At 59.5% G+C, this 25,986-nt stretch carries 24 protein-coding genes; 18 read left to right on the forward strand and 6 right to left on the reverse strand.

What is annotated here, in order from left to right; all coding sequences use genetic code 11:
• Window positions 1-2 precede the first annotated feature (2 nt).
• From HPT27_RS01425 to cysQ, 13 genes are all read left to right on the forward strand, one after another.
• Window positions 3-656 (forward strand): hypothetical protein, encoded by a 654-nt coding sequence (locus tag HPT27_RS01425; RefSeq protein ID WP_172237897.1) that lies wholly within the window; start codon window positions 3-5, stop codon window positions 654-656.
• On the forward strand, window positions 643-1,866 hold the full coding sequence (gspF, locus tag HPT27_RS01430) for a type II secretion system inner membrane protein GspF (RefSeq protein WP_172237900.1): 1,224 nt from the start codon (window positions 643-645) through the stop codon (window positions 1,864-1,866). The genes HPT27_RS01425 and gspF overlap by 14 nt, the downstream gene beginning before the upstream one ends.
• Window positions 1,867-1,921: 55 nt before the next feature.
• The gene (gspG, locus tag HPT27_RS01435) at window positions 1,922-2,383 is read left to right on the forward strand and encodes a type II secretion system major pseudopilin GspG (protein ID WP_172237903.1); all 462 of its coding nucleotides are present in this window, start codon (window positions 1,922-1,924) and stop codon (window positions 2,381-2,383) included.
• A gap of 29 nt (window positions 2,384-2,412) precedes the next feature.
• Entirely contained in the window at window positions 2,413-3,282 is an 870-nt protein-coding gene (locus tag HPT27_RS01440) for a type II secretion system protein (RefSeq protein WP_172237906.1), read from the forward strand.
• A complete protein-coding gene (gene gspI / locus HPT27_RS01445; protein WP_172237909.1) occupies window positions 3,269-3,793 on the forward strand; it encodes a type II secretion system minor pseudopilin GspI in 525 nt (174 codons plus the stop codon). The genes HPT27_RS01440 and gspI overlap by 14 nt, the downstream gene beginning before the upstream one ends.
• The gene (gspJ, locus tag HPT27_RS01450; RefSeq protein WP_172237912.1) at window positions 3,790-4,434 is read left to right on the forward strand and encodes a type II secretion system minor pseudopilin GspJ; all 645 of its coding nucleotides are present in this window, start codon (window positions 3,790-3,792) and stop codon (window positions 4,432-4,434) included. Before gspI ends, gspJ begins: the two co-directional genes overlap by 4 nt.
• Before the next feature lie 7 nt (window positions 4,435-4,441).
• Entirely contained in the window at window positions 4,442-5,485 is a 1,044-nt protein-coding gene (gene gspK / locus HPT27_RS01455; protein WP_172237915.1) for a type II secretion system minor pseudopilin GspK, read from the forward strand.
• 121 nt (window positions 5,486-5,606) lie between these two features.
• Window positions 5,607-6,845, forward strand: a complete 1,239-nt coding sequence (gspL, locus tag HPT27_RS01460; protein WP_172237918.1) for a type II secretion system protein GspL — start codon at window positions 5,607-5,609, stop codon at window positions 6,843-6,845.
• Window positions 6,842-7,351, forward strand: a complete 510-nt coding sequence (gene gspM, locus HPT27_RS01465) for a type II secretion system protein GspM (RefSeq protein ID WP_172237921.1) — start codon at window positions 6,842-6,844, stop codon at window positions 7,349-7,351. Before gspL ends, gspM begins: the two co-directional genes overlap by 4 nt.
• Window positions 7,351-8,103 (forward strand): type II secretion system protein N, encoded by a 753-nt coding sequence (locus HPT27_RS01470; RefSeq protein ID WP_172237924.1) that lies wholly within the window; start codon window positions 7,351-7,353, stop codon window positions 8,101-8,103. Before gspM ends, HPT27_RS01470 begins: the two co-directional genes overlap by 1 nt.
• Before the next feature lie 154 nt (window positions 8,104-8,257).
• Window positions 8,258-8,950 carry a GMP/IMP nucleotidase gene (yrfG, locus tag HPT27_RS01475; protein ID WP_172237927.1) on the forward strand — a complete coding sequence of 231 codons (693 nt, stop codon included), beginning with the start codon at window positions 8,258-8,260 and terminating at the stop codon, window positions 8,948-8,950.
• A gap of 5 nt (window positions 8,951-8,955) precedes the next feature.
• Window positions 8,956-9,516 (forward strand): ADP compounds hydrolase NudE, encoded by a 561-nt coding sequence (gene nudE / locus HPT27_RS01480; RefSeq protein ID WP_172237930.1) that lies wholly within the window; start codon window positions 8,956-8,958, stop codon window positions 9,514-9,516.
• 11 nt (window positions 9,517-9,527) lie between these two features.
• Window positions 9,528-10,352 (forward strand): 3'(2'),5'-bisphosphate nucleotidase CysQ, encoded by an 825-nt coding sequence (gene cysQ / locus HPT27_RS01485; RefSeq protein ID WP_172237933.1) that lies wholly within the window; start codon window positions 9,528-9,530, stop codon window positions 10,350-10,352.
• A 271-nt stretch (window positions 10,353-10,623) separates the two neighbouring features.
• Here the strand turns inward: cysQ and HPT27_RS01490 are convergent, their stop codons facing one another.
• The 5 genes from HPT27_RS01490 to HPT27_RS01510 all read right to left on the reverse strand — a co-directional run bounded on the left by HPT27_RS01490 (window position 10,624) and on the right by HPT27_RS01510 (window position 18,451).
• The gene (locus tag HPT27_RS01490; protein WP_211197805.1) at window positions 10,624-11,031 is read right to left on the reverse strand and encodes a hypothetical protein; all 408 of its coding nucleotides are present in this window, start codon (window positions 11,029-11,031) and stop codon (window positions 10,624-10,626) included.
• 111 nt (window positions 11,032-11,142) lie between these two features.
• The gene (locus HPT27_RS01495; protein ID WP_172237936.1) at window positions 11,143-13,515 is read right to left on the reverse strand and encodes an ATP-binding protein; all 2,373 of its coding nucleotides are present in this window, start codon (window positions 13,513-13,515) and stop codon (window positions 11,143-11,145) included.
• 203 nt (window positions 13,516-13,718) lie between these two features.
• On the reverse strand, window positions 13,719-16,991 hold the full coding sequence (locus tag HPT27_RS01500; protein ID WP_172237940.1) for an amidohydrolase family protein: 3,273 nt from the start codon (window positions 16,989-16,991) through the stop codon (window positions 13,719-13,721).
• A 197-nt stretch (window positions 16,992-17,188) separates the two neighbouring features.
• Window positions 17,189-17,716, reverse strand: a complete 528-nt coding sequence (locus tag HPT27_RS01505; RefSeq protein WP_172237943.1) for a GNAT family N-acetyltransferase — start codon at window positions 17,714-17,716, stop codon at window positions 17,189-17,191.
• A 36-nt stretch (window positions 17,717-17,752) separates the two neighbouring features.
• The gene (locus HPT27_RS01510; RefSeq protein ID WP_211197806.1) at window positions 17,753-18,451 is read right to left on the reverse strand and encodes a penicillin-insensitive murein endopeptidase; all 699 of its coding nucleotides are present in this window, start codon (window positions 18,449-18,451) and stop codon (window positions 17,753-17,755) included.
• A gap of 148 nt (window positions 18,452-18,599) precedes the next feature.
• On the opposite strand from HPT27_RS01510, the gene HPT27_RS01515 reads away from it, so the two are divergent.
• From HPT27_RS01515 to HPT27_RS01530, 4 genes are all read left to right on the forward strand, one after another.
• A complete protein-coding gene (locus HPT27_RS01515) occupies window positions 18,600-19,832 on the forward strand; it encodes a M48 family metallopeptidase (RefSeq protein WP_172237946.1) in 1,233 nt (410 codons plus the stop codon).
• A gap of 92 nt (window positions 19,833-19,924) precedes the next feature.
• Window positions 19,925-20,587: a TIGR00266 family protein gene (locus HPT27_RS01520; RefSeq protein ID WP_172237949.1), complete on the forward strand. Its 663-nt coding sequence runs from the start codon at window positions 19,925-19,927 to the stop codon at window positions 20,585-20,587.
• Window positions 20,588-20,598: 11 nt separating this feature from the next.
• On the forward strand, window positions 20,599-21,279 hold the full coding sequence (locus HPT27_RS01525) for a TIGR00266 family protein (RefSeq protein WP_172237952.1): 681 nt from the start codon (window positions 20,599-20,601) through the stop codon (window positions 21,277-21,279).
• 84 nt (window positions 21,280-21,363) lie between these two features.
• Window positions 21,364-22,431, forward strand: coding sequence for a TIGR00266 family protein (locus tag HPT27_RS01530; protein WP_211197807.1), 1,068 nt, complete (start codon window positions 21,364-21,366; stop codon window positions 22,429-22,431).
• A gap of 622 nt (window positions 22,432-23,053) precedes the next feature.
• Here the strand turns inward: HPT27_RS01530 and HPT27_RS01535 are convergent.
• Entirely contained in the window at window positions 23,054-24,472 is a 1,419-nt protein-coding gene (locus tag HPT27_RS01535; protein ID WP_172237958.1) for a pyridoxal phosphate-dependent decarboxylase family protein, read from the reverse strand.
• A 161-nt stretch (window positions 24,473-24,633) separates the two neighbouring features.
• Between HPT27_RS01535 and HPT27_RS01540 the strand changes: the two genes are divergently transcribed.
• Window positions 24,634-25,959, forward strand: a complete 1,326-nt coding sequence (locus HPT27_RS01540; RefSeq protein WP_172237961.1) for an NAD(P)/FAD-dependent oxidoreductase — start codon at window positions 24,634-24,636, stop codon at window positions 25,957-25,959.
• Window positions 25,960-25,986: the final 27 nt, after the last annotated feature.

Raw genomic sequence — 25,986 nt, forward strand, 5'->3', positions numbered from 1 at the left:
CTATGGTTCGTTCTCTGTCGCCACGTTGCTCGCTCATCGAACCTTTGCCGGGTCTCGCCCCGGCGGGCGAGGTACTTTCTTTGGCGCAAAGAAAGTACCCAAAGAAACATGCCCTGTATTCCTCGCCGACAAAACATGAATACGTTTTGTCGGTGCCCTGCGCTGCTCAAGGTCTGGCGGCGGCTGCGGAACTCGCGCTACACGCTCAGACAGTCCTCGCCGACTACCTCGCCAGCCCTTTCCGCTGCTCGGCTCGTCAGACGGGCGGCAAATTCAAAAGCACGCTGCGCGCAAAACCAAAAGTGCCGAAGCAACGGCTTCTGCTAGAACACGGGGCCCCATCGCGCCAGCCGGCGATGCGACGGCAGCGGCCGGGTGCGCTGGCAGGGATAGCCAGCGCAGCACTGATAAGGCAGGAGCCGCATCAGTGCGTGCCCGAGGCGATGTTGTCGCAGCGGCGGGCAGGTCTCACCGAAGCAGCGGAACCGTTTCTGGCGCGTCTGGGGCGTGTTTCTTTTGGCTACTTTTCTTTGCACGAACAAAGAAAAGTAGCTCGGCAGCCGGGCCGAGACCCGGCACTGCCCGTCGGAGCCAGTGCGCTCGTCGTAAATACGCCGGCCCGCGCCGGCCACGAGTACTCCAATGCCCGCATTTGAATACATCGCCCTCGACGCCGACGGTCGGCAAAAAAAAGGCGTGCTCGAAGCCGACACCGCGCGGCAAATCCGCAGTCAGCTGCGCGATCAGGCGCTGACGCCGCTGGAGGTCAACGAGGTTGCCCAAGCCACCAGCAAAACCGCGGCCAGTGGCAAGAGCACGAAAAAAGTTCGCATCAACACCGCCGAAATGGCGCTGATCACGCGCCAACTGGCGACGCTGATTCGCGCGGCCTTGCCGGTTGAGGAAGCACTCAAAGCGGTGTCGGATCAATGTGAGAAACCGGCGCACAAATCGATGATGCTGGCGGTGCGGGCGCGCGTGGTCGAAGGCCACAGCATGGCCGACGGTCTGGCGCTGTTCCCGAACGTGTTCGACGCGTTGTATCGGGCGATGGTGGCGGCCGGGGAAAAATCCGGCCATCTCGATGAAGTGCTGGAACGGCTCGCCGATTACACCGAGAAGCGCCATTACTTGCGTCAGAAGGTGCAGCTGGCACTGGTTTATCCCATCATCCTTGTGACCGTGGCAATGGCCGTTGTGAGCGGTCTGCTGATTTATGTTGTGCCGAAGGTAGTCGAACAGTTTGACCAAGCTGGGAAGGAGCTCCCACTGCTCACCCGCATCATGATTAGCTTGTCCGAGTTTTTACAGCATTGGTGGTGGCTGGTGCTTGCAGTCATAGCTATCACGGTATTCACCGCGATAAGGCTGCTGCGACAACCGGCTTTTCGGTTGCGTTTCGACCGGAAAATTTTGCGCTGGCCATTGGTTGGTCGCCTGACCCGAGGCGTCAACACGGCTCGCTTCGCCCGTACGCTGAGCATTCTGTCATCGAGCGCTGTGCCTTTGCTGGAAGGTCTGCGCATTGCCGGTGAAGTGGTCAATAACGCTTACTTAAAAGAAGTGATCCGCGAAGCAACTACCCGCGTGCGAGAAGGCAGCAGCCTGCGCTCAGCCATTTCTCGCAGTGATGCTTTTCCACCGATGCTGGTGCACATGATCGGATCAGGCGAAAGTTCTGGTGAATTGGATAGCATGCTGGAAAAGGCTGCTGAAAATCACGAGCGCGAATTCGAGTCATTGGTTGGCGTTACCCTTGGGTTGCTGGAACCTATGTTGATTCTTGGCATGGGCGTTATGGTGCTCTGTATCGTGCTTGCGATATTGCTGCCGATATTCCAGATGAACCAGTTAATCGGTCGTTGAGTTTTGTCCGCAGGTCTAATCGGCTTGTGTCGTGTTTTACGAGAGGAACAAAGTTATGAAAGGCGTTCACAACAAGCGCACTCTGCAGCGTGGCTTTACGCTGTTGGAGATCATGGTTGTCTTGGTCATCATCGGCATCATGGCGACTGCGATCGTAGTAAATATCCAGGGTAATGTCGGCAAAGCGACAGTTACCCGGGCGCAATCCGATATTTCCACTCTGAGCGATGCGCTTGAATTCTATAAAACTGATAATTTTGTGTACCCCAGCACCGAGCAAGGTCTGACCGCATTGCGGGTCAAGCCCAATACCGACCCTGAGCCGCGTAACTATAAGCAAGGCGGTTATATTCGGAAGTTGGAAAAGGACCCGTGGGGTCGTGACTACCAATACATTTTCCCCGGCGAGCACGGTGAATACGATCTGTTCTCGCTCGGTGCCGATGGCGAAATCGGCGGCGAAGGTGAGAACGCCGATATCGGTAACTGGGATGAGCATTCCGAAGGCAACCGCTGAACGTTCGTTCTCTTTCAGGCCTGCAGCCAATGTTCATGCTCCGCCAAAGCCCTCGCGGTTTCACCTTGCTTGAGATTCTGGTGGTCGTCGTGATCATCGGCTTGATGGCGGGCGCCATGGTCATGATCGGCAGTGACAACCGCGCCGCCGTTGCCCGCGATGAAATTGAACAACTGAATGCCAAAATGAAGCTGGCGCTGGAAGAGGCCCAGCTCAATGGTGTCGAGCTGGGTCTGGTGGTCACCGAACACGATTACCGCTTCGTCACCTTTGGCAATGATCGCTGGTCACCAATCAGTGACGACAAGGCCTACCAGTTGCACCGGCTGCCCGACGGATTTGAATTGGCGCTGGAAATTGAAGGCTTCAAGCTCGCTGGTGCCCGGCTGCCCGGCGCCCGCATCACTGATGAAGGCAAGGTTGTAACCGACGACGCCGATGCTCGCGACAGCAACAAGCGCAAGCCGGCCCGCCGCGACGATCTGTCCAAGCCGCAAGACAGCGAAGACGACAACGAATCAGACCTTGGCAGCGAAGATGGCAAAGGCGCCGGTAAAGATGGCGACAAGCCCGGCAAACCGAAATCGGACAAGGAACCGGAAACCTTGCTGCCGCAAGTCTTTCTGCTGTCGAGCGGCGAGCTGAATCCGTTTGTGCTCGCCATTGGCAACCGGGATCGCAATCCGGTTTTTTACCGCCTGCGCGCCAATGCCGACGGCAATCTGCGCATCGAAGGCCCAATCCAGGCCGACCCGGTCAGCGATCTGAACATCGCCTGGGATAATCCGGACCCGAATGCTGTGGCCGACGAAGACGAGAGCGAAAACAGTAGCGATGGCGATAAAGCCAAATCCAGCAACAGCCGCAAACCCAGCGAGAAGCGCAATGCCGGCAAATAAGTCACCGCGCGGTTTCACGCTGCTGGAAGTGCTGGTGGCGCTGGCGGTCTTCGCCATCACGGCGGCGGCGATGATCAACGGGATCGCCACCTCCATTTCGGCGCAGAGTTATCTAGAACGCAAGACCATCGCCCATTGGGTGGCGATGAATCAGCTCGCCGAAACCCGGCTGATGACAACCTGGCCCGCCGTTGGTATCAGCGACGGCAGCGAAGAAATGTCTGGTCACGAATGGTTCTGGACCCGCAAAGTCGAGGAAACCTCGGACCCGAAATTGCGCCGGGTCGATATCGAAGTGCGCGCCGAACGTGAAGACGAGTCGCCGCTGACCCAGCTGGCTGGTTTCGTCAACGACCGTCCCGAACTGCTGGCCGCACCCACCGGCGACCTGAGCAGCGGTGGCTACAGCGACGGTGGCAAAGGCGAGAGTGAAAACGACGACAACGGTGGCGTAGATGGCGGTGAGCCGCCACCGGACGGACCGGAAGACCCGGCCGGCAACATCAAATGAAAACAGCGCGCGGATTCACCCTGATCGAAGTGCTGGTTGCCGTATTGATCTTCGGTTTGATCGGCATTGGTGCCTATTCGACGCTCGATACGGCGCAGGATGCTCAGCAAATCCTGCGCGTGCGCGGTGAGCGCTTTATGCAATTGCAGCGGGCGGTCACCACCTTCAGCCGCGATTATCAGCAGCGCGCTTTTCGCCGGGTGCGCGACAGCTACGGTGATCGCCTGCCGGTGGTACAGGGTGTCAGTGATGACACCGACACCTGGATTGCCTTTACCCGCAGTGGCTGGCGCAACCCGGCCCAGTTACCGCGCTCGTCATTGGAGCATGTCCGCTATGCGCTAGAAGAGGGCCGGCTAATTCGTTACAGCTATCTGCTGCTCGATCAGGCCCAGCAGCCGGTTATCCAGAAGCGCGTGCTGCTCGACGGTATCAGTAAAATGGAATTGAAATTCCGGCCCAATGTCGATCTGAGCGCACTGCAGACTTTCGACAACAAAAGTGAAGTCGGCGATGACTGGCTGGACGAGTGGCCGGTCGGTGGTAGGCAAAATACCGAGGACAGTGAAAAGGCGCCGCGAGCTTTGAAACTGACACTGGAGGTCGAAGGCATCGGCGAGGTGCACCGTGTCTTGCAGTAAAGCTCGCATGCTACCGGCGTTCCCACATCAGCAACGCGGCGTCGTGCTGGTGGTGATCCTGATCATCGTCGCGCTGGTCACCTTGATCGCCGCCCAAATCAAGTCGCAATTGCGCCTCAATGAGCGGCGCTCCGCCAATGTCCTGCAAACCGATCAGGCCTGGCAATATGCGCTTGGCGCCGAATCGTTGGCGGCGTCACATTTGTATGACGCCCTGAAGCAGGATGAAGGCCGTGTGCACCTCGGCCAGGCCTGGGCCAAAAGCGCGTTTTTCTTTCCGATCGATGGCGGTGAGTTGCACGGCAAGCTCGAAGATCTGAGCACCTGTTTCAATCTCAACAGCCTGCTTTACGCCAAGAAGAAAACCGACGAAGGCAACAAGGGTCAAACTCCGGACAAACCCAACCCCGACGATCCGGCGCAGCAGCAACCACCCGGCGTGCAACTGCTGACCAAGTTGTTCGAGCAACTGGTGCCAAATGAAGAAAGCTCGCCGCAGGCGCTGGCCGCGGCAGTCGTTGACTGGCTTGACGATGACAGCGATCCGTTCGGCAGCGATGGCGCCGAGGATTACGACTATCAGGGACTGCAGATCCCCTATCGCACCGGCAACGGTCCGCTCGGCGCGATCAGCGAATTGCGCACCATCAAGGGCTTCACGCCGGAGATTTATCAGAAAGTACGGCCGTATCTGTGCGCACTGCCTGACGCCAAATACATCAAGATCAATTACAACACGCTGCCACCGGAACGGGCTGAGCTGCTCAGCATCCTGTTCAAGGATTTGCCGGTCGAAGCGGCGCGGCAGGTGCTGGAGAATCGGCCCAAAAACGGCTTCAAGGATAAAGACGCCCTGAAGAATGCCAATGGCATGCCTTCGGAGGCGGCTGAATCGCCGCTCGGTAAGGGCCGGCTCAGCGAGGACTCGGACTATTTCCTGCTGCGTGCCGAAGCCGTGGTTGGCCGTGGCCGGGCCCGTGTAGAATCGGTGCTGCACAAGCAGGAAGACAAGCGCTTTGAAGTGGCAAGCCGGGCATTCAGTGAAGAATGACTAGGCGCGGATGTGGGTAGCAGCGACTGATCGTGGCCGATTGAGCCAACAGGTTTTTCATCCGCGCGTTTTCAAACCTGCGTTTTTAACCAGAAATTTTTGAATCGGGAACTCAAGCAAGATGACAACGGCGTTGTATCTGCGGCCACCAGCGGCCGGTGAGTCGCTGGCCGAATGGCTGGAACTCGCGGACGATGGCAGCGTGCTGGCGTCGGCTCAGTTGCGCTGGCCGGACGATTTGGCGCAACTCGCCACCCAGACCAACGGCAAAAAGCTGACGGTACTGTTGCCGGTCAGCAGTGCACTGGTCACCCGGGTGCAGGTGCCGGCCAAGCAGCGCAAACATCTGGCCCAGGTGCTGCCGTTTTTGCTGGAAGATCAGATCGCCGGTTCGATTGACGAATTGCATGTGGTCGCTGGCGCCGCATTGCCGGATGACGAACAACAGGTCATCGCGATTGAACACGTTCAGTTGAAGGCCGTGCTCGACACACTGGCGAGTCACAACCTGCACGCTGATGACGTCACGCTTGATGCGCTGTGTCTGCCGACCGCGGCCGGCGAAACCCGCATTCTGTTGCTCGGTCAGGACGCCTTGCTGCGACTGCCCGATGGCAGCGCACAATTGTTGCCGGCTGCTGATCTGGATCAACTGTTGCCACTGCTCGCCGCTGACAGCACCGTGCAGTTCCATTGCGCTGACGCTGACTTTCACCTGCAGCCGCCACATCAGCGCCATGACATCGATCACGCACTGGCGGTGCTGGCGCGCGGCGCCCAGCGCCAGACGCTGTCATTGCTGCAGGGGCCGTATGCGCCCCGCACCGCTTGGCAGGCGCACTGGAAACAATGGCGCAAGGTCGCCATCGTCGCCGGCATTGCCGTGCTGGCCCAGTATGCTTACGCGATGACCGACTGGCTGCTGTTGAAGCAACGGGTCAGCGCGCTCGATGGCGCCATTCGCGCCAGCTTCAGCGAAGCGTTTCCGGATCAGACCAACACGCCGTATCCGGTCAACAGCATGAACGGCTTTATCAAGAATCTGGGCGCTGGTGGCGCCGGCGGTTTCAGCGCACTGCTTGCCGAAATCGGCCCGGTACTGCAAAACGCTGATGGCATTTCACTGCGCGGTCTCGGCTATGAGGCGGCCAGCAATGAATTGCGACTGGATTTGAGCGCCCGCGATTTATCGGCGCTGAACGCACTCGACAGCCAGTTTCAGCAAATGGGTTTCCACACCGACATGGGCCAGGCCAGCGCCAGCAGCGGTGGCTATAGTGGTCGCATGGTTCTGCAACGCGGCGGCCCGCAAAAAGGCAACGGCAAGAAATCCAGTGCAAGTAAAGGAGATCAGTCATGAGCGCACTGACCGATCTGAAACAACAAGCGCAAAACTGGTATGCCAGCAAATCGGCGGCCGATAAACGGGCATTGACGCTGATGGCGCTGGTGCTGGTGCCGGCATTGATTTATTTCACCTTGGTGTTCCCGTTGCAGCGCGCCCGCAACAACCTGAGCGCCGACGTGCTGAAGCAGGAAGCCGAGCTGGCAACGATGCAGGAAAATGTTGCCCGGGTGCTGGCCAGTCGTGGCGGTGCCGGCGGCAAACTGGATCGGGCGGGTCGTCGACTGCCGCAACTGATTTCCGACACGGCGCCGCAATTCAACCTGATTGTGTCGCGGCTGCAACCGCGCGGCGACAATGAAGTACAGATCTGGCTGGAAGATGCCAGTTTCGATGACGGCCTGCGCTGGCTGCATCAGATGGAAACCGGTTATGGACTGCAAGTGGCGTCACTGAATATCAGCAGCGGCAAAGCCAGCGGCATGGTCAAGCTGCAATTGAAACTGAAAGACGGCACCTGATGAAAACCAAACTGTTGTGGGGCGTCAGCCTGTGCTTCGCCTTCTTGTTGTTGTTGTTGATCACCGCGCCAGCGACCTTGCTGACCCGGACCGCCAGCAAGTTTGTTCCGGATCTGGCCTTCAGTGGTGTCACCGGCAGTTTTTGGCAGGGCAACGCCCAGCAATTGCGCCTTGGCGATATCAGTCTGACCGATTTCCAATGGCAGCTGTCACCGTGGCAATTACTGCTCGGCCGCGCTGCGCTGCAATTTCAATTTGACGATGGCCTCAGCCAGCGTGGCAGCGGCAAGGTTCAGGCCAGCGCTGGCGGTCAGCTGAGCGCCAGTGAGGTGTCGGTGCAGTTGCCGGCACAGGCGCTGCAACCGTTCATCAATTTGACCGGCGTGCAATTGCACGGTGATTTGCAGCTGGAGTTGAGCGATGCGGCACTGGCCAATGGCCGCATCGAGCGCCTGCAGGGCCGGCTGAACTGGTCACGCGCGCAGGTGAAAACGCCGCTCGGGCAACCCCAGCTCGGCGCCTATGCCGTCGATCTGAAAGACGATGGCGAAGGCGGCATCAACGGCGCGATCACCGACATCGATGGCGTGCTCGGCTTGACTGGCAATTTTCATCTGACCATGGACAGGCTGGAACTGGATGCCAGCGTCCGTACCGGTCTGCCGGAAGAGCTGGATCGGTTTTTCCGGGTCATCGGCCGACCGCAGGGCGACCGCTACGCGCTGCGCTGGCAGCAGCGTATCGTTCACTGACGAGTCAGATAAAAAACGGCTTGCCTGATCGGTTTTTGTTTTTCCGATAGTTGATTGATCAGATGCGGAACCGGCTGGCACGGTCACCCCGTCAGCTGGCTGCGTTTCGTTCATGCCGGTGCATTACCGGTAATTTTCAACCGCGGGTTTTTCGATGACGACTGCTGTTCCTTCACCGCTCGTTGACTGGTCCCGTATCGAAGCCGTGCTGTTCGACATGGATGGCACGCTGCTGGATCTGCATTTCGACAATCACTTCTGGCTGGAGCATCTGCCGCGTCGCTACGGCGAATTGTTCGGGCTGAGCACCGACGCTGCCAAGACCGCGCTGTATCCGCGCTTTGCCGCCAAGCGCGGCAGTCTCGACTGGTACTGTGTCGATTTCTGGAGCCGCGAGCTCGGCGTCGATATTGAGGCACTGAAAAAAGAAGAGACCGCGCGCATCGCGATGCGGCCGCACGCCCTTGCCCTGCTCGACTGGCTCGGCCAGCAGGGCAAACGCCGGATTCTGGCCACCAACGCCCATCGCAAATCGCTGGAGCTGAAGCTGGCTCACACCACGCTTGGCGATCATTTCGAGTTCATGGTGTCGTCGCACGATTTTGGTCACGCCAAGGAGCACGACGGTTTCTGGCCGGCGCTGGCGCGCAAATGTCATTTGCAACTGGAGCGCTGTCTGTTTATTGATGACAGCCTCGAGGTGTTGCGCGCCGCGGTCCGTAACGGGGTTGGCACCGTGCTGGCGATTCCGAACCCGGACAGCACGGCCGGTACCAAAGACACCGGTGAATTTGCGGCAGTCAGTGATTTCCGGCTGTTGATGACCAGCGCCCAGGTGCAGGAGTGAACCGGATGAAAGAACGGCAGAAACCGGAAATCCTGTCCGCGCATATCGCGGCAGAAACCAAACTGTTCCGGGTCGAGGCGCTGCATCTGCGTTTTGCCAACGGCGTCGAACGCCACTACGAACGACTACGCTCGGGCGGTCGGTTGGCGGTGATGATCGTGCCACTGCTGAATGATGAAACCGTGCTACTGACCCGCGAATACGCCGCCGGTGTCGAACGCTACGAAATCGCACTGCCAAAAGGTTTGGCCGAAGCCGGTGAAACGGCCGAGCAGGCTGCGAACCGCGAATTGATGGAAGAAGCCGGCTACGGCGCCCGCCGCCTGACCCGGTTGAAAACGCTGACGCTGGCGCCCGGTTACCTGAACCATCGCATGGAACTGGTGCTGGCCGAGGACTTGTTTGAACAGCGGCTGCAGGGCGACGAACCGGAAGAAATTGACGTGCTGCCGTGGTCACTGCATAAACTGGATGAATTGTTTAGCCGCGACGATGTCAGCGAGGCGCGAACCATCGCGGCGCTGCTGCTGGTGCGCGATCGCCTGCGCGCCGAAGGAAGATTGTAAGGAAAACGGTAATGTTGTCACCGCAAGCGCAAGAGATTGTCACGCTGGCTCGTCAGGCCGGCGCCGCCATCATGCATGTCTATCGCAACATGGCAACCGAGGTGGAGATCAAGTCCGATGGCTCGCCGCTGACCCAAGCCGACATGGCGGCGCATCGGATCATTGATGCTGGTTTACGTGATGCCAATTTGGCAAATCCGGGTTTGCCGGTGCTGTCGGAAGAGAACGCCGACATCGCGTTCGCCGAACGGCAGCAATGGTCGCGCTACTGGTTGGTTGATCCGCTCGATGGCACCAAGGAATTCATTGCCCGCAATGATGAATTCACGGTCAATATCGCCCTGATCGAAAACCACGTGCCGGTGCTCGGCGTGGTCTATGCGCCGGCGCTGGATTTGCTCTATGTCGGTGAACGCCAAGGCGACGGTGCCGCTGTCGCCTTTCGGCAGCAGGCTGGCGGCGCACTGGAGCCGATCCGCTGCGTCAGCTGGTCGCCTGACAGCGGCCGGACGCTGCGCGCACTCGGCAGTCGTCGGCACGGTCTGGAAAAAATCGCCACGCTTTTGGCCAAGCTGCCGTACACGCTCGACAACCGCGGCAGCGCGCTGAAAATTTGCATGGTGGCCGAAGGCGCAGCGGATTTGTATCCGCGCATGGGGCCCACTTCGGAATGGGATACCGCGGCCGGTCAGTGCGTGGTGGAATGCGCCGGTGGCGCCCTGCTCGGCACCGATCTGCAGCCGTTTCGCTACAACACCCGCGACAGCGTGCTGAATCCGGATTTTCTGGTGTTTGGCGTCGACTATCAGCAGTGGTCGTCACTGTTGCAGTTGTAGCGGTCAAAGTAGATTCGGTGCACGGAAAATTGTTAAAAGATGAGCAAAGCTGATCCCCCTCCTTGTCAAGGAGGGGTTAGGGGTGGTTGCGGACGTCAACGCGCGAAACCTCAATTAGCAAACAGCTCGAATGCCTGCGCTTAACCACCCCCGGCCCCTCCTTGACAAGGAGGGGAGTCAATCGCCTGCTATTGTTATTCCGCAACGCAGGTTCGCAGTATCAGATGATATTTACCCGAGGCATCAGCTTTCTGTTTGCTGACCGCGCACGTTACTGCGGCAAACCCATCGGCGCGTCACCGACCACTTCCCGCACATCCGTCACAAAGTAGCCGGTGTCACCGAAGCAACTGGTCGGAATGCCAACATGCTGTTCATAGACCAGCGCGATGCGCTTGCCCATCGAGGCATTGATCTTGGCCACGACGGCCTCATCACGAACGGTGAACTCGAATTTCTCGGTCAGCGTGCCCGGCACATTGATCATCGCCAGCTCGCCTTCCCAGGTTTTGCAGATCCAGCCTTTCTGTGACAGCTTTTGCACATAGCCGGCCCGCTCCCCGGCGGCGTAACTCCAGCTCAGCACCAGCCAGGTGTACAGGCCAAACAGCACGACCAGCAACAGCGCACTGCGCAGCGTCCAGCGCCGCACACTCAGCAGAAAATCCTTGATGGTCATGGTCGGTGATTCCTGGTTCGTCCCTGGACCGCCACGTTACCGGCTTGTCTGACGATTGCCAACTGTTGCCGGTTCGTACTGGCGGCTCGTGCTGCCGAGCCTTGTAGCCGATCAGGGCAACTGGCGCGGCAAGCTAAAGAAGAAACGGGCGCCCTGCCCCGGCGCGCTTTCCGCCCAGATGCGGCCACCGTGCAGTGCGATGATTTTGGCGCACAGCGCCAAGCCAACGCCGGTACCGGGAAACTCGCTGGCCGGGTGCAAGCGGTGAAACAACGTGAACAGCTCGGTGGCCTGTTGCGAGTCAAAGCCGACCCCGTTGTCGGCAACTTCGAAGACCCATTCGGCCGCGCCGTTTTCAACGTCAGCGTCAGCAGACGTCTCATGAATGGCCAGCAAGGATTGCGGATTGCGCTGGGAATATTTCAGCGCGTTGTCGATCAGGTTTTGCAGCACCTGGCGCAACAGCACGCGATCGGCATTGACGGTCGGCAGCGGGCCGATATCGAGCTGCAGCCGCTGCCGGCTCGCTTCCGGAAGCTCGTGAATGATCTCCTGCACCATTGTCTGCAGGTCAACGGCTTGCCGGCGCAGGCTTTCGCGGCCGAGCTGGGCCAGCGACAGCAGGCCGCTGATCATTTCATTCATCCGTTTCAATGCCCGTTGGCTGCGCGTGATCAAATCCAGACATTGCGCGTCCGGTTGTGCAGCCAGCGCCTCCTGCAGCAGTGACAGATAGCCATCGACATGGCGGACCGGCGCGCGCAAATCATGCGACACCGCGTAGTTGAAACTTTCCAGTTCTTTGATCGCACTGCGCAACTCGGCGGTGCGGGCATCGACTTGCTGTTCCAGCGAGCTGTTCAGTTCACGCAGCTGTGCTTCGGCCTGCTTGAGTGGCGTCACGTCGAGAATGATGCCTTCGAGTGCCGTCAGCTGGTTGTCGTGGATGACCGGGCGCCCATGTTCTAACACGCAGTGCCAGCTGCCATCGCGATGCTGAATGCGATATTCGATCGAAAACGCCTGCTCTTTGGCTATGCCTTGCTGGACCCGTTCAAACACCAGTTGCTGATCATCAGGGTGGATGATGCTGGCGTAGCTGCGCACGCCGTTGCCGAGAAAATCACTGGCCGGATAGCCGGTCAGTTCGGTCGCGGCCGAACTGACAAACTCCATGGTCCAGTCGGCATCGTTGGCGCAGCGGTAGACCATGCCGGGAATGTTGGCGACCAGATTGCGGTAGTGCGCCTCGCTGATCGCCAATTGCTGCTGCATGCCATGCAGCTTGCTGATGTGCTGCTGGCCGCGCCGGCGCGTCCACGCCAGCAGCACGGCAGCAATCAGCAACACCAGCACCAGCGTCGCCATGGTGATCAATCGCAGCTTGGTGAACGACGATTCGATCGGAGCCTGCACCGGCGCCAGCGGAATCAGGTTGACCAGCAACCAGCGCTGCTCCGGAATGCGCGAGACAAAGGCCACGTGCTGGGCGATATCGATGCGCTGATGCCGCAATGCCGCGTTCTCAGCGCTTGCCTCGCTCGCTGCGTTCGACGCCATGCTCAGCACCCGCTGCCAAATCGGGTCTGGCAACTGCGGCAAGGTCAGCGTGCCCTGGCTGGCCTTGATGGCGTCTGCATAGACGTCGGAGGCGGCGACCACGCCTTCCTCGGTCACCAGAATGAACTGGCTGCCCGCCTGCTGGCGCAGCAATTCGGTGCGCGCCAGCAGCGCTGCCAATGGCACGTCATGACCGACCGAGCCGGACCATTGTCCGCGCCAATACAGCGGCGCCACTGCCGACAGCATCCAGACTTGCGGCACCGGATCGAACGCCAGCTTGGTCCAGTACACGCGCCGGTTCGGATTGCGATCCGGCCGGGTCAGCGTGACCCACTCGGTGTCGCGGTAATCAAAATCGGCCGGCGCGTCATAAATGAAACGGGGCTGGTCCGGCCAAAAAATGACTTCGCCGCCCGGCGCAGCCAACAGCCAGCTGTCGACAAAATGCTGGCCTTCGGCGCCCCGACCAAAACTTTCGATAAAGGCCTGGCTGAGCACAAAGAGTTCGCGCTGACCGGCATCGGGTTGCAGAAAAGTGGGCAACGCCAGACCGGCATGACGGCTGCCATCAAACAGCTCGGGACGCGAGCGGATAGCGCCATCGCTCTGGCGCGCGAACTGCTGGGCAAAACGCTGATCGATTTGGTTGTCGGCGCGTCCGGCATGCCGGTCCAGATAACGTTCCAGATCCGTGGCGAAGCGGTTGGCTGAACGGGCGGTCTGTTGCAGATCCGAATCGATGGCATCGGCAACGATGCTGGCGATTTCCTGACGCTGGCGAATGACTTGCTCGGCGTGTTCCTGCGCCAAGCGCAGCTGCTCACGCCAGCCAACGACAAACAGCACCAGCAAGACCAGCCCGGCGAGGGCAGCCAGCAGAAACGGTGGTACTGATTGACGGAGGGTCGGCGGCGCTGACATGGCCGGAATTCCAACGGCCGAGAAGCTGAGTATAGGCAAGAATCGGCGAACACAGCGGCGCGGCGCGAGTGGATTTTTCACCCGGTCCGCGCCGGTCACGATTCAGCTGTATTGGCAACACCGAAATGGAACAGCGCACGTCACCCCGATCTACACTCCGATCGACATTCCAGGTGACGTGCGTGCGAGCAAATGCGGCCGACTCAGCGGCCGTGACCGTCGCTGTGGGCGCGCACCGTGACCGGCACCGTGGCTCCGTCGCTATTCTCGAAGAAGAACGGCTTGCGCGGTTTCGGCGTGGCGCCGACTTCGTTCATGCTCGGCAGGTCATACAGACGACCGTTGATCATCACTGAATGGATCTGATCGGACTGGCGGATATCAGCCAGCACATCGCCATCCAGAATCACCAGGTCGGCGAGCTTGCCGGCTTCCAGCGAACCAATGTCCTTGGCCATGCCGAGGTACCGTGCCGGCGTGATCGTGGCGGCACGAATCGCTTCGATCGGCGTCATGCCACCGAGCCCGAACATCCACATTTCCCAGTGTGCGCCGAGTCCTTCGCGCTGACCGTGCGCGCCGATATTGACCGCAACGCCGGCCCGCGACAATTCCGTCGCCGTCTTGGCCACCCGGATGATGTTGAAATCTTCCAACGGCGCGGTTTCCCGGCGCACGCTGCGCGGTTGCAACACCGACGCCGGGACGAACTTCGACAGAATCGGATGCTTCCAGACTTCCGTCATCGCATACCAGTAATGCTCACCATCCAGACCGCCATAACCGACGTTCAGCGTCGGGGTATAGCCAACCTGGGTTTGCGACCACAGCTGCTTGACGTCGTCGTAAGCAATCGCCACCGGAATGGCGTGTTCAACGCCGGTGTGGCCATCGATGATCATGTTCATGTTGGTCTGGAACAGCGAACCACCTTCCGGCACCACCATCATGCCGGTCTGGCGCGCGGCATCAAGAATTTGCTGACGCTGTTCGCGGCGCGGCTGGTTGTAACTCTTGACGCTGATCGCGCCGGCGGCCTTCATCCGTTTCAGATGGGTCAGCGCGTCATCGGCGTTGTTGACCACTGCCGTGAAATTGGCCTTGGCGCCGTACAGGATGGTGCCGGTGGAGAAAATCCGCGGCGCCACCAGCAGCCCGGCTCTTTGCATTTCACTGTGGGTGAAAATTTCCGAGCTGTCGTTGGACGGGTCATGAATCGTGGTCACCCCGAATGCCAGCGAGGCGTAATCGACCCAGCTTTGCTGCGGAATGATTTCGTCTTCACCCATGCCGCCGTGCCAATGCACATCGACCAGACCCGGAATCACCGTCTTGCCTTTGCCATCGACGAGCACCGCCTTGGCCGGCACCGCAACTTCACCGGTCTTGCCGATCGCGCTGATGCGGTTGTTCTCGATCACGATGGTGCCGTTCTCGATCACTTCATCGCCGTTCATCGTGACCAGCCGGGCACCGGTAATCGCCGTTACCGCGGTCGGTTTGTCGGCCGCCTGCTGGAAACCGATCTTGACGCCGTTTTCCGCCGGCTTCGGCAAGTCCTTGCTGGCACCCGAAACAAAAGCAAACGCATTCTTCAATTCACCGGTAAACAGCTCGTCACCCAAGGCAAAGTGAAGCTTGCTGCTGTCGCCGGACCAATGCAGATACTCGCCGGCATTGACGTCCAGCTGCTTGACCGGCAGCGCATCCATTTTCGGCCCGATGCTGAGCGGTTTGCCCGTCTGCGGGAACGGCGTCACATAGGTGTGGAAGCGCTCGACGAACGCCAGCCACTGACCGTCCGGTGACAGCGCAAACTCGGTGGCAAATTCGCTCTTGGCCACTTCAGTTTCGCGCGCCTTGGTGACGGCACCGTGTTCAGCCAAATCAATGCGGACCAGCTTGCTGTACCAATCCACTTCATTGTTGACGCCGGCACGGGTCACGTAGACCGCATCATTGTCTTTGCCAAATTGCGGCGCGGCGCCGTCATCGGTAATCCGGCGCGGCTCACCTTTGCCATCGGCACTGACCGCGTAAACACCAGTCTCCAGCGCATGCCACGGCGAGGTCAGGTAACCGCCACGGGATTTGACGAAGACCACGGTGTTGCCGTCCGGAGAAAACTTGGGTTCGCTGTACTTGCCAGCGTCTTTGACCAGCACGGTTTCCTTGCCGGAGCGCAAATCGAGTTTGCGCACGGTGCCCATGTCGGCGTCGTTCCAGGAGACGAACACGACTTCACGGCCATCGCGGGAATAGCTCGGGAAATATTCGAAATGATCGGTCTGCTTGGTCAGTCGCTTGGCGGTGCCGGCTGGCAGATCTTTGGTATACAGGTAGCCGAGCGCGGAATAGATCACCTTGTCGCCTTTCGGCGCGACGTTGACCCAGCGCAGCTGCTTGACATCGAAACGCTCGGGCGCCACCGGCGTGTCATAACGCACGGCTTTGCGCACGTCGCGCGTGTCCTTGACGGCAAACGGAATGTCGCTGGCCGTTTTGCGCTGCCAGTCCACGCGCCAGATCTTGCCCTGCGCCCAGACTACAATCTGTTTGCTGTCCGGTGTCCAATCAAACGCCGGATAGACACCGTGCACCGACCAGGCTTCCTGCATGTCGCGTTCGAGCCCGGCCCAGACCGGAAATTCGCGGCCATCGCTCAGGTCTTTCAGGAACAGCGTGCTTTGGTTGCGGACGCGGCGGACAAACGCCAGATACTTGCCATCCGGTGACGGTGTCGGTCGCACCGAGCCACCGGGGCCACTGACAAACGGCTCGACGCTGCCATCACGCAAATCCATCCGGAAGATCTCGAAGATCTGCTTGTTGGAGTCCTTGTTGTACTCGAACGATTTGCCGGCCGTGGTGTCCTGCGAGTAATAAATGAAATTGCCATCCGGCGAAAAAGCCGGCTCACCCAGATCTTTCTGCCAGTTCGGTTTTTCATTGAGCTGCACGCCCTTGCCACCGCTGGCGTGATACAGCCAGATTTCGCCAGAGCCCAGCGAACGAGTGCCGGTGTAATGTTTGCGGGCGGCAATGTATTCGCCATTGGGATGCCAGATCGGATTGTTCAGCAGCCGGAAATCTTCATCGGTCACGGCTTTGGCGTCGCTGCCATCGGCGTTCATCAGCCAGACGTTGTCGCCGCCACCGGCATCACTCATGAAAGTGATGCGTTTGCCATCCGGCGAAAAACGCGCCTGATTTTCCCAGGCAATGGAATGGGTCAGCGCTTTCGCGTCACCGCCACTGCTCGGCATCACATACAGATCACCGAGCAGATCAAACAGAATTTGTTTGCCGTCCGGGCTGACATCGACGCTCATCCAGGTACCGGTATGGGTATCCAGCGTGACGGTTACTTTCTCGCCGGGAGGATTGTTGACATCCCATTTTTTCTTGTCGTCTTCGGCAGCGTGGACAGTGCCGGCAATGGCCAGCGCAAGCACAGAATATTTCCACCAGGACATGGTTTTCTCCGGTTGGCGTATTGAGGTTTCGAGAATGTGAGGCTCTTTTGTAAAAGCGACGCGGGGGAAACTGGACGCCCGAGCATAGCCGGAATCCTGCTACGGCCCTATGGTCATTTGCACACTTTCTTGGCGGCGACGCCGGTGCCGACATGTTGCAGCGCGTCGAAAGCTGCCACGTCTCCGGGTGCTGTGCGTCAAGCCGACGTGGTGACTTCCCGGTCCTTGGCAAACCAGACCAGCTCCGGCTCACCCGGATAGACCGAGCGCAGTCCCTGATACTGCATGCCGATTTTCGTCAGCAACCGGTGCGACGCGACGTTGTCGGCATTGGCGATGGCGATGACACGCGGCAATTGCAGCGTACTGAATGCGTAATCGAGTACTGCCGCCGCCGCTTCGCTGCCGTAGCCCTTGCCGTTGTGCTCGGTCAGAAACGCAAAACCGATATCGGGCCCCTCGAGTTGCTCACGCTTGAGCAGCCCGCACATGCCAATCGGTTGGTCACTGTCTTTGAGCGCGACCCGATGCAAACAAAAACCGTAACGCTCGTACATGGCATCCGGACCATCACGCAAATAGCGCAGCGCATCCAGCTCATTGCGAACCTGTTTGTCGCCGATAAAACGCAGAAACGAATCCTGATTCAGCAACTGCACCAGAAAGCTGGCATCGGCGCCGGTCATCCGGCGCATGCTCAGCCGTGTGGTTTGCAATAGATTCATCTGCTCGTCACTCGTATGCATATCAGCAGGTCACCGTCATTTTGCACAGGGCAGTTCAAAGTCGATATGGTAGTGCTCGTCGTGCCTGACCCAAGGTTTCTTCTTGGAAAATGGCAGCTGCTGCGCCAACCCTTTGCCACGCGCACTGCGAAACAGCAGCGCTTGCAGATCATTGTCGAAAATGACCCGGCGAATGCCAACACCACGCTCGGCCGCCGCCTGCTTGATGGCCAGCAGATGTTCGGCCATGGCGTCAAAATCGATGCTCAGGTCCTCGTACTTGCCAGCTTTGCTGAATTCGATTTTGTAGCCGAACTGATTGGACACACCGGTCGGCAGTGGCACTGACCGGCCTTTTTCATCACGCACAGGCACCATGAAATCAACCGACAAGCCGTTCTGGTGAGTCTTATGCGGCGAAAATTCACCGCCTTCACGCTTGCCGGTTTCTCCGTAAACGAACTGTATGGTCGGCTGCTGACTCGCCAGACTGGCGTACGCGGCCAGCACGACCGCATAGACCTGACTGTGCACATAGTTGCGGCCGAGCATCGCGCCGATACCGCTGTACGCTGAAAAATTGTCGCCAGAGCGGGGCAGCTGCCAACCGCGCTCGAGTCGGCCGTGTTCGGCGCTGCCATGACAGACACTGGTAGCGTCAACCGCAATTGCCGGCATGGCCGTCAGTATCAGCAGACTTCCGCAGCACATTCCGGTCAAGATTCGTTTTGTCATGCGTTCTCGTTCAACCAATGCTCGGTATCATCCCGTTTAACTCTGGGCACGTCTGCGCATGTCTGCTCGCTTGAGCCGCCCACTGCAACTCGTTAGTATGAGCCCCGCCAAAACAAGGACCGGCACGCACCGGAACAGGGATCTGTCGATGACTGCCGTTTCGTATTCTGCCCAAGCATACAGCCCTGACCACGGCGAGACCAAGCTGAGTGGCGAGCTGACCGTGACGGCGACTGCGGTGCACTTCCAAAGCCCCGACGCTCAAGTCACCTTGCCGTTGCAGGGCCTGCACATCAAGCTCGGCGGTGCCAGCAACCGGCTGGTGTTTTTTGAGCACCCGCAGATCCGCGACTGGGTGGTCTACAGCAGCGATCGCACGGTGCTGGCCAATCCGCATCTGGCCAGCCACCCCGAGGCCCGTGATCAGGTCAATGAGGCGCGCGGCGCCCGCATGGTTGGCTGGGGCATTTTTGCGTTTCTGCTGACGCTATTTGTTGCGCTGCCATTGTGGCTGGTCAGCAATCTGGATCGCGCCAGCGCCTGGGTCGCACCGAGCATTCCGGCCGATTGGGAGCACAAGCTCGGCGAGACTGTGTTTGCCCAGTACAAACTCAGCAACACCCTGCTCGATGACGCCGAGGCCAACCGCGCCCTGGCGCAACTGACCGGCGACCTGATCCAGGCGGCGCACAGCGAACGCTACAGCTTCACGCTGCATATCAATACCGACAGCGAACTCAATGCCTTTGCCCTGCCGGACGGCACCGTGGTGCTCAACGCCGGTCTGATTCTGGCCGCCGACCACGCCGACGAAGTGCTCGGCGTGCTGGCGCACGAGGTGTCCCATGTTCGCCATCAGCATGGCGTGCGCCAGATCATCAGTTCCAGTGGCATCTACCTGATTGTGTCCGCGCTGATTGGTGATGCCAGCGGCGTCATGGCGGTCGTTGCCAGCGCCTCGCCGATGCTGCTGAGCCAATCCTATTCACGCTATTTTGAAACCGAAGCCGATGCCGAAGGCGCCAAGCTGATGACGCAAATTCACGGCGATATCGGCGGTCTGGTCAGCTTCTTTGAGAAAATGCAGGCGCTGGAAGAGAAGCGGCTGGCCGAAATCACCGATGAGAATGCGCGCGAAGCCTTGAAGGCCACTGCCAATCTGCTCGGCACCCATCCGGCCACCGAAGATCGCATCAGCGCCTTGAAAGCCTTGGCAGCCCGGCACTATTCGCGTGACCCCAATCGTGAAGATGCATTCCAAGCCTTGAAAGCCCGTGTTGCCGAACTGGTCAGCAAAGCCGATGACGCCAAACCCGACGCTGATCCGGAATCGGAAAACCAATCAGCTGCCACCGAAAGCCAAACCGAACTCGCACGTTGATACTCGCCACTTAATATTCGTCACTTAATATTCGTCACTTAATACTCGTCACTTAATACTCGTCACTTAAGACATGCTCTGGAGACCCTGCTGTGAAAATTGATCTGAAAGGCAGCGCTGCCTTTTCCTATCTGGACGTCGAGCTCGCGCCCGGCGAAACACTGATCACCGAGCCGGACGCGATGGCCAGCATGGCCGCTGATCTGGATCTGGACGCCAAGTTCAACGGCGGTTTCATCAAGGGTCTGCTGCGCAAATACCTCGGAGGGGAAAGCCTGTTCATCAATCACTTCAGCAACAACACCAATGGGCCGCGCACGCTTACCGTGGTGCAACCAACGCCCGGCGCCCTGCGCTGCATCGACTTGCAGGGCAACAGTTTTTGCTTGCAACCGGGTGCGTTCCTGGCCTGCACACCGGGCGTCACGATCAGCCTGCGCTGGGCCGGTTTTGTCTCGCTGCTGGCCCGTGAAGGTTTGTTCAAGCTGGAAGTGTCCGGTACCGGTCAGGTCTGGTATGGCGCCTACGGCGAATTGCTCGAGCGCGAGGTCGATGGCGAATTCATCGTCGACAGCGGCCATCTGGTTGGCTACGAGCCGCAGATGCAATTGAAGCTGCAACTGGCCGGCGGCATTTTCTCCAGCCTGTTCGGCGGCGAAGGTCTGGTCACCCGCCTGCAGGGCAAAGGCAAGATCATCATTCAAACTCGCAGCATTTCCGGCCTCGTTGGCTGGCTCAACCCGAAATTGCCGTAAGGAAGCGCGTCATGCATATTGAATTTTCACATCAACCGGGCAACACGGCGGCGCGCATCCAGCTGGCGCAAGGTGAAAGCTGCACAGCCGAATCCGGCGCCATGATCGCGATGAGCGGCAATATGGACATCACCACGACCACGCACAAAAAGGGCAGTGGCAGTGTCATGAAGGCGGTGAAACGGCTGCTGTCCGGCGAATCGCTGTTCCTGAACCATTTTGAACCGCGCAGTGGCAATGGCGAAGTCTGGCTCGGATCGACGCTGGCCGGCGACATGATGGAGTATCAACTGAACAACGAGAGCCTGATTGTCCAGTCGGGTTCATTTCTCGCCTGCGAAAGCGGCATTGAAATCGATCTCGGTTGGCAGGGTTTCAAATCGCTGCTATCCGGTGAAAGCGTGTTCTGGCTGAACCTGAAAGGCAAAGGCAAAGTGGTGCTGAGCAGCTTCGGCGCGATTTATCCGGTGCAGGTCAACGGCGAATACATCGTCGATACCGGCCACATCGTTGCGTTCAACGAAACGCTGGACTTCAGCCTGACCAAGGCCGGCAAGAGCTGGATTCATTCCATGCTGGGTGGTGAAGGGCTGGTCTGCAAATTCAAGGGCCGCGGCACGGTCTGGTGCCAGTCGCACAACCCGAGTGCGTTTGGCAAAGCGTTTGGTCCGAAACTGCGGCCACGCCGGTAACCGATGGCGTCAGTCGACAGGCCGTGACCACGCACCGGCCACTGTCGCAATGCCAGCCACCCGAATTTACAAGGAATGCCCACGATGAATTATCAAGTCATCCTGTTGCCGCAGGACGCCAGCGCCGAACGCGTTGCCGCCTTCGCCAAGCTGTTCAAATCCGATGAAGAAAAAGCCCGTGCCTGCTTTGCCCGCGCGCCGATGGTGCTGAAAGCCAACCTCGACGCCGATGGCGCCGAGAAATACCGCATCGCGCTTGGCCGCGCCGACATCCAGTGTGAAGTCAAACGCATGGCGGTCAGCACCGACGACAGCAACGCCAACGCCACCACAGTCATGAGCAGCGCCGCCGTGGCCCGCTCGGTCGCCGCACATACTGAGCGCACAAGCGCCGACAGCACGACGCAGGTGGCAAGTGGCGGAAACGGTGGCGGTGGCAGTCAACAACTGGCGCGCGATTCCGGATTCAGCGATGACGCCCTGCCCGGTTTCAAATTCCGCATCGAAGGCCGGCCCGATTTCAGTTTCCTGACGGTCAAGCTGCCAGCCAACAAGACCCTGAAAGTCGAAGCGTCGGCGATGGCAACCATGGACAGCCATATCCAGATGAAGTCGAAGCTGCGTGGCGGCCTCGGCCGCTTCCTGACCGGTGAATCCATTGTGATGAATGAATTCACGGCAGCGAACATGCCCGGTGAAATCGGCATTGCGCCGCCCTCACCCGGCGACCTGCGTCACGTTTATCTGAATGGCGAAACGATTTACCTGCAGAACTCGGCCTTCGTTGCCGCCGACATGGGCGTCACCATCGAAAGCCAGTGGCAGGGTTTCACCAAAGGCTTTTTCTCCGGCGAAAGCCTGTTCCTGATCCGCGCCCAAGGCACCGGCGATCTGTGGTTCAACTCGTATGGCGGCGTCATCGATCTGGATGTTGACGGCGACTACGTGGTCGACACCGGCAATATCGTCGCGTTCACCGAAGGGCTGGATTACAAGATCAGCAAAGTCGGCGGCTACAAATCGCTGTTCTTCTCCGGCGAAGGCCTGGTCTGCCGCTTCTCCGGCAAAGGCAAAGTCTGGATCCAGACTCGTGCCGTCGGCGCCTTCGCGGCTTGGGCGCATCCATTCCGACCGCTGCCGAAACGGAGTTGAGCTTGCTTGCAGGAAGGATTCGGAGTGTAGTGATGAACCGCCATCGCGCACCATAAACTGAACCGGGATTTGGCACCGCACGACGGGAAAAACGGTGGCTTGCTTCGCGGAGCCACCCTACGACGAGTTTGGCTCCGATTTGGGAAGCTTATTGGCATGTGAGGGCGTGGCAATTTCTGCGGAGAAGGGTTTGCTGGAAGCGGACGTTGCATCCAGCATGTTTAACACTTTGTTGAATGCGTTCATCACTACTCCGTATGGTGGAATGGCCCCGGCAAACCGGCGCAGAGCGTGTAACTAACCATGGAAGAGACGCTGCTTATTGTTTATCTCGCCCTTCATTTCGTTCTCGGAGCGACATCTGGTTGTGGGGTTGTGTTCATTCCCAATAGACAACTCTTACCGCAATTGGGGCCTTGGTTTAGGTGGTCGACGTTTATGCTGCTACTTGCCGCGAATGTATACTTGATAGGTCATTTCAATGTTGGCTCAGCCAGTGGTCTCAGAGCATTCGGAGCCGCGCTTGCAGCCTGCGGATTTGCTGCTGGGTATTTTTTGACCAAACGATTTATCCGGTGATAGTTAACTCGGTAGGTTGGGTTTCAAAGCCCAACCTACGCCCTCAACTTACCGCTTCCTTCAGCATCAAAGCCCACAGCGCTTCCACATGCTGCCGCTCGGTCGGCAACGCGCCGATCGACACCCGTACCATCCAGCGGCCATCAAGCTGCGATGGCGTCAGATAGGCACGCCCGGAAGCATTGATCCGATTGACCCAGCCCAGCGTGTGCTGGTCGAGCGCGTCACCGCTGAGGCCTGCAGGTTCGTGCCGCACGCACAATGTCTGCAAGGGCACTGGCGCCAAAATTTTCCAATCCTCGGTTTGCCGGATTTGGTCGGCGAGCCACTGAGCATTGGCGAGATCACGACGCAGGCGTGCCTGCAACCCATCCACGCCTTGCTCGCGCAATAAAAACCACAGTTTGAGTGCGCGGAAACGGCGGCCGAGCGGAATGCCCCAATCGCGATAATTTTTGGCGCTGCCATCGGCAGCGGTTTGCAGATAGCTCGGGTTGGATGACATGACCCGAATGAGATGTTGCGGATCGCGCACGTAATAAGTGGAGCAATCAAACGCGACGCCGAGCCATTTGTGCGGATTGAGCACCAGCGAATCGGCACGCTCGATACCGGCAAACAGCTGCCGACATTCCGGCAGAATCATCGCCGAACCGGCCAAGGCTGCGTCAACATGCAGCCACAGGTTGAATTGCTCGGCCAAGGCCGCGATCGGTTCCAGCGGATCAATGGCGGTGGTTCCAGTGGTGCCGACGCTGGCGATGATCGCGCAGGGTTGCAAACCTTGCTCGAGATCAGCACGTATCGCGCGCTCCAAGGCGGCCGGTCGAATGGCGTAATCGGTATCGGTTTCAATCAGTCGCATGTGCTGTTTGCCAAAACCGGCCAGCAACACCGCTTTGTGCACCGAGCTGTGTGCCTGCGCCGAGGTGTAAATCACCAACGGCTTGTGCACTTGCTGCAAACCGCCGCATGTCGCCCCGTAATCACTGCTGCGTTCGCGCGCGCTGAGCAGGGCAACGAGCGTGGAGGTTGAAGCGGTGTCTTGAATGACGCCGTGCCAGTGTTCGGACAGACCGAGCAATTGCCGCAGCCAGTCGGTGGCGACTTCTTCGACTTCGGTTAGCGCCGGGCTGGATTGCCAGTTCAAGCCGAGTTGGCCGAGACCGGTCGAGGCGAGATCGGCGAGCACGCTGCTGAGCTCGCCGTTGGAAGGAAAATAGCCAAAGAATGACGGATGCAAAAAATGCGAGCAGTGCGGCGCCACCAACGCATTCAAATCTTTCAGCAGCGCCGAAAACGGTTCGGCTTGTTGCGGTGGTGTGCTCGGCAACTTGCTGCGCAGCGCACCGGGACTGACCGGTGCCATCACCGGCGGCACACCGTCCTGAATGTACTGACGCTGGTCGGCCAGCCAGTCGATCAATTGGTGGCCGTAGTGACGAAATTCTTCCGGGCTCATGGCGGCTCCTAGTGCGCACAAACGCATGCAGCGCTGAGCTTACGGGGTTTGCCGGACGCTGCCAAATCGACTGAATGCTTATGCGCTGCCCGTGTTAGCGCGCCATGCAGCGACGGCGTAGGATCGGCACCGTCCGCACCGGTTGTTGCAGGAGTGAATAAATGAGCTCAGTGAGCAACGAGCGCAACGTAACGGCGCCCACCGCGCTGCCGCATGTGCTGATAATCGGCGGCGGTTTTGCTGGCTTGTCGGCGGCGCGCGCGCTGGCCAATGCGCCAGCACGGGTGACCTTGATCGACCGGCGCAACCACCATCTGTTTCAGCCGTTGCTGTATCAGGTGGCGATGGCGGCGCTGAATCCCAGCGATGTCGCCTATCCCATTCGCGCCATTTTGCGCGATCAGCGCAACACCCAGGTTCTGCTCGCCGAAGCGCGCCGGATTGATCTGGCCCAGCGCCGGGTCGAGCTCGATAACGGCGCGCTGGCTTACGATTATTTGATCGTGGCGAGCGGCGCTAGCCATTCCTATTTCGGCAACGAACACTGGGCGACGGTCGCACCCGGTTTGAAGACCATTGAAGACGCGCTTGATATCCGCCGACGGGTGTTTCTGGCCTATGAAGCGGCCGAGCGGGAGCGCGATGCCCTTGCGCAAAAAGCCTGGCAGAGTTTTGTCGTGATCGGCGGTGGCCCGACCGGCGTTGAACTGGCCGGCGCGCTGGCCGAAATTGGCCGGCACACACTAAAAGACGATTTTCGCCACATCGATCCGCGGTCAGTGCGGGTGTTGCTCATCGAAGGCCGCGAGCGCCTGCTGGCCGCCTTTGATCCGCAACTGTCAGCCGATGCCCGGCGCGCGCTGGAAAAGCTCGGGGTCGAAGTGCGCACCAACGAACGGGTTACCGAGGTCACCGATCAGGAGGTCACGCTGGCCAGCGGGGAGCGGCTACCGGCCCGGACGGTGTTGTGGGCCGCTGGCGTGCAGGCCTCGGCGTTGACCCAGAGCCTGGCCGCAAACCGCGACCGCGCCGGCCGGGTCGAGGTGCAGGCCGATTTGAGCCTGCCGGACCATCCGGAAGTGTTTGTCGTTGGCGATACCGCCAAGATGCTCAGCGCCGGCAAGGAAGTCCCGGGCATGGCTCAGGGCGCCAGCCAGTCTGGCCGTCATGCCGCCCGCCAGATTCTGGCCGAACTGCGCGGCGAGCCGAATGCCCGCAGCCCGTTCCGCTACCGCAATCTCGGTTCGATGGCGACCATCGGCCGGGCCTCGGCGATTGCCGAAATCGGCCGCTGGAAGCAAAGCGGCTTCTTTGCCTGGCTGTTCTGGTGGGCGCTGCACATTTACGGCCTCATCGGCTTTCGCAGCCGGACCAGCGCCTTTCTGAACTGGGGCTGGCAGTGGCTGACCTTTCAGCGCGGCGCCCGGCTGATCACCGGCGAGCGACCGGAACTGCCGGAAATCGGTCCGGCTGATCGCCACGACTGAAGCAGGGCTGGGCGCTAAGCCGCGCCA

The organism is Permianibacter fluminis, assembly GCF_013179735.1.
GTDB classification, from domain to species: domain Bacteria; phylum Pseudomonadota; class Gammaproteobacteria; order Enterobacterales; family Permianibacteraceae; genus Permianibacter; species Permianibacter fluminis.

What these genes read in the sequence shown, in the direction of transcription:
- HPT27_RS01425 (WP_172237897.1), top strand. Translation starts at nt 3, where the DNA reads ATGGTTCGTTCTCTGTCGCCACGTTGCTCGCTCATCGAACCTTTGCCG.
- gspF (WP_172237900.1), top strand. Translation starts at nt 643, where the DNA reads ATGCCCGCATTTGAATACATCGCCCTCGACGCCGACGGTCGGCAAAAA.
- HPT27_RS01495 (WP_172237936.1), bottom strand. Translation starts at nt 13,515, where the DNA reads ATGTCAGCGCCGCCGACCCTCCGTCAATCAGTACCACCGTTTCTGCTG.
- gspJ (WP_172237912.1), top strand. Translation starts at nt 3,790, where the DNA reads ATGAAAACAGCGCGCGGATTCACCCTGATCGAAGTGCTGGTTGCCGTA.
- HPT27_RS01540 (WP_172237961.1), top strand. Translation starts at nt 24,634, where the DNA reads ATGAGCTCAGTGAGCAACGAGCGCAACGTAACGGCGCCCACCGCGCTG.
- HPT27_RS01505 (WP_172237943.1), bottom strand. Translation starts at nt 17,716, where the DNA reads ATGAATCTATTGCAAACCACACGGCTGAGCATGCGCCGGATGACCGGC.
- HPT27_RS01535 (WP_172237958.1), bottom strand. Translation starts at nt 24,472, where the DNA reads ATGAGCCCGGAAGAATTTCGTCACTACGGCCACCAATTGATCGACTGG.
- gspI (WP_172237909.1), top strand. Translation starts at nt 3,269, where the DNA reads ATGCCGGCAAATAAGTCACCGCGCGGTTTCACGCTGCTGGAAGTGCTG.
- HPT27_RS01510 (WP_211197806.1), bottom strand. Translation starts at nt 18,451, where the DNA reads ATGACAAAACGAATCTTGACCGGAATGTGCTGCGGAAGTCTGCTGATA.
- HPT27_RS01515 (WP_172237946.1), top strand. Translation starts at nt 18,600, where the DNA reads ATGACTGCCGTTTCGTATTCTGCCCAAGCATACAGCCCTGACCACGGC.
- cysQ (WP_172237933.1), top strand. Translation starts at nt 9,528, where the DNA reads ATGTTGTCACCGCAAGCGCAAGAGATTGTCACGCTGGCTCGTCAGGCC.
- yrfG (WP_172237927.1), top strand. Translation starts at nt 8,258, where the DNA reads ATGACGACTGCTGTTCCTTCACCGCTCGTTGACTGGTCCCGTATCGAA.
- HPT27_RS01470 (WP_172237924.1), top strand. Translation starts at nt 7,351, where the DNA reads ATGAAAACCAAACTGTTGTGGGGCGTCAGCCTGTGCTTCGCCTTCTTG.
- gspL (WP_172237918.1), top strand. Translation starts at nt 5,607, where the DNA reads ATGACAACGGCGTTGTATCTGCGGCCACCAGCGGCCGGTGAGTCGCTG.
- gspM (WP_172237921.1), top strand. Translation starts at nt 6,842, where the DNA reads ATGAGCGCACTGACCGATCTGAAACAACAAGCGCAAAACTGGTATGCC.
- HPT27_RS01525 (WP_172237952.1), top strand. Translation starts at nt 20,599, where the DNA reads ATGCATATTGAATTTTCACATCAACCGGGCAACACGGCGGCGCGCATC.
- nudE (WP_172237930.1), top strand. Translation starts at nt 8,956, where the DNA reads ATGAAAGAACGGCAGAAACCGGAAATCCTGTCCGCGCATATCGCGGCA.
- gspG (WP_172237903.1), top strand. Translation starts at nt 1,922, where the DNA reads ATGAAAGGCGTTCACAACAAGCGCACTCTGCAGCGTGGCTTTACGCTG.
- gspK (WP_172237915.1), top strand. Translation starts at nt 4,442, where the DNA reads ATGCTACCGGCGTTCCCACATCAGCAACGCGGCGTCGTGCTGGTGGTG.
- HPT27_RS01530 (WP_211197807.1), top strand. Translation starts at nt 21,364, where the DNA reads ATGAATTATCAAGTCATCCTGTTGCCGCAGGACGCCAGCGCCGAACGC.
- HPT27_RS01490 (WP_211197805.1), bottom strand. Translation starts at nt 11,031, where the DNA reads ATGACCATCAAGGATTTTCTGCTGAGTGTGCGGCGCTGGACGCTGCGC.
- HPT27_RS01440 (WP_172237906.1), top strand. Translation starts at nt 2,413, where the DNA reads ATGTTCATGCTCCGCCAAAGCCCTCGCGGTTTCACCTTGCTTGAGATT.
- HPT27_RS01500 (WP_172237940.1), bottom strand. Translation starts at nt 16,991, where the DNA reads ATGTCCTGGTGGAAATATTCTGTGCTTGCGCTGGCCATTGCCGGCACT.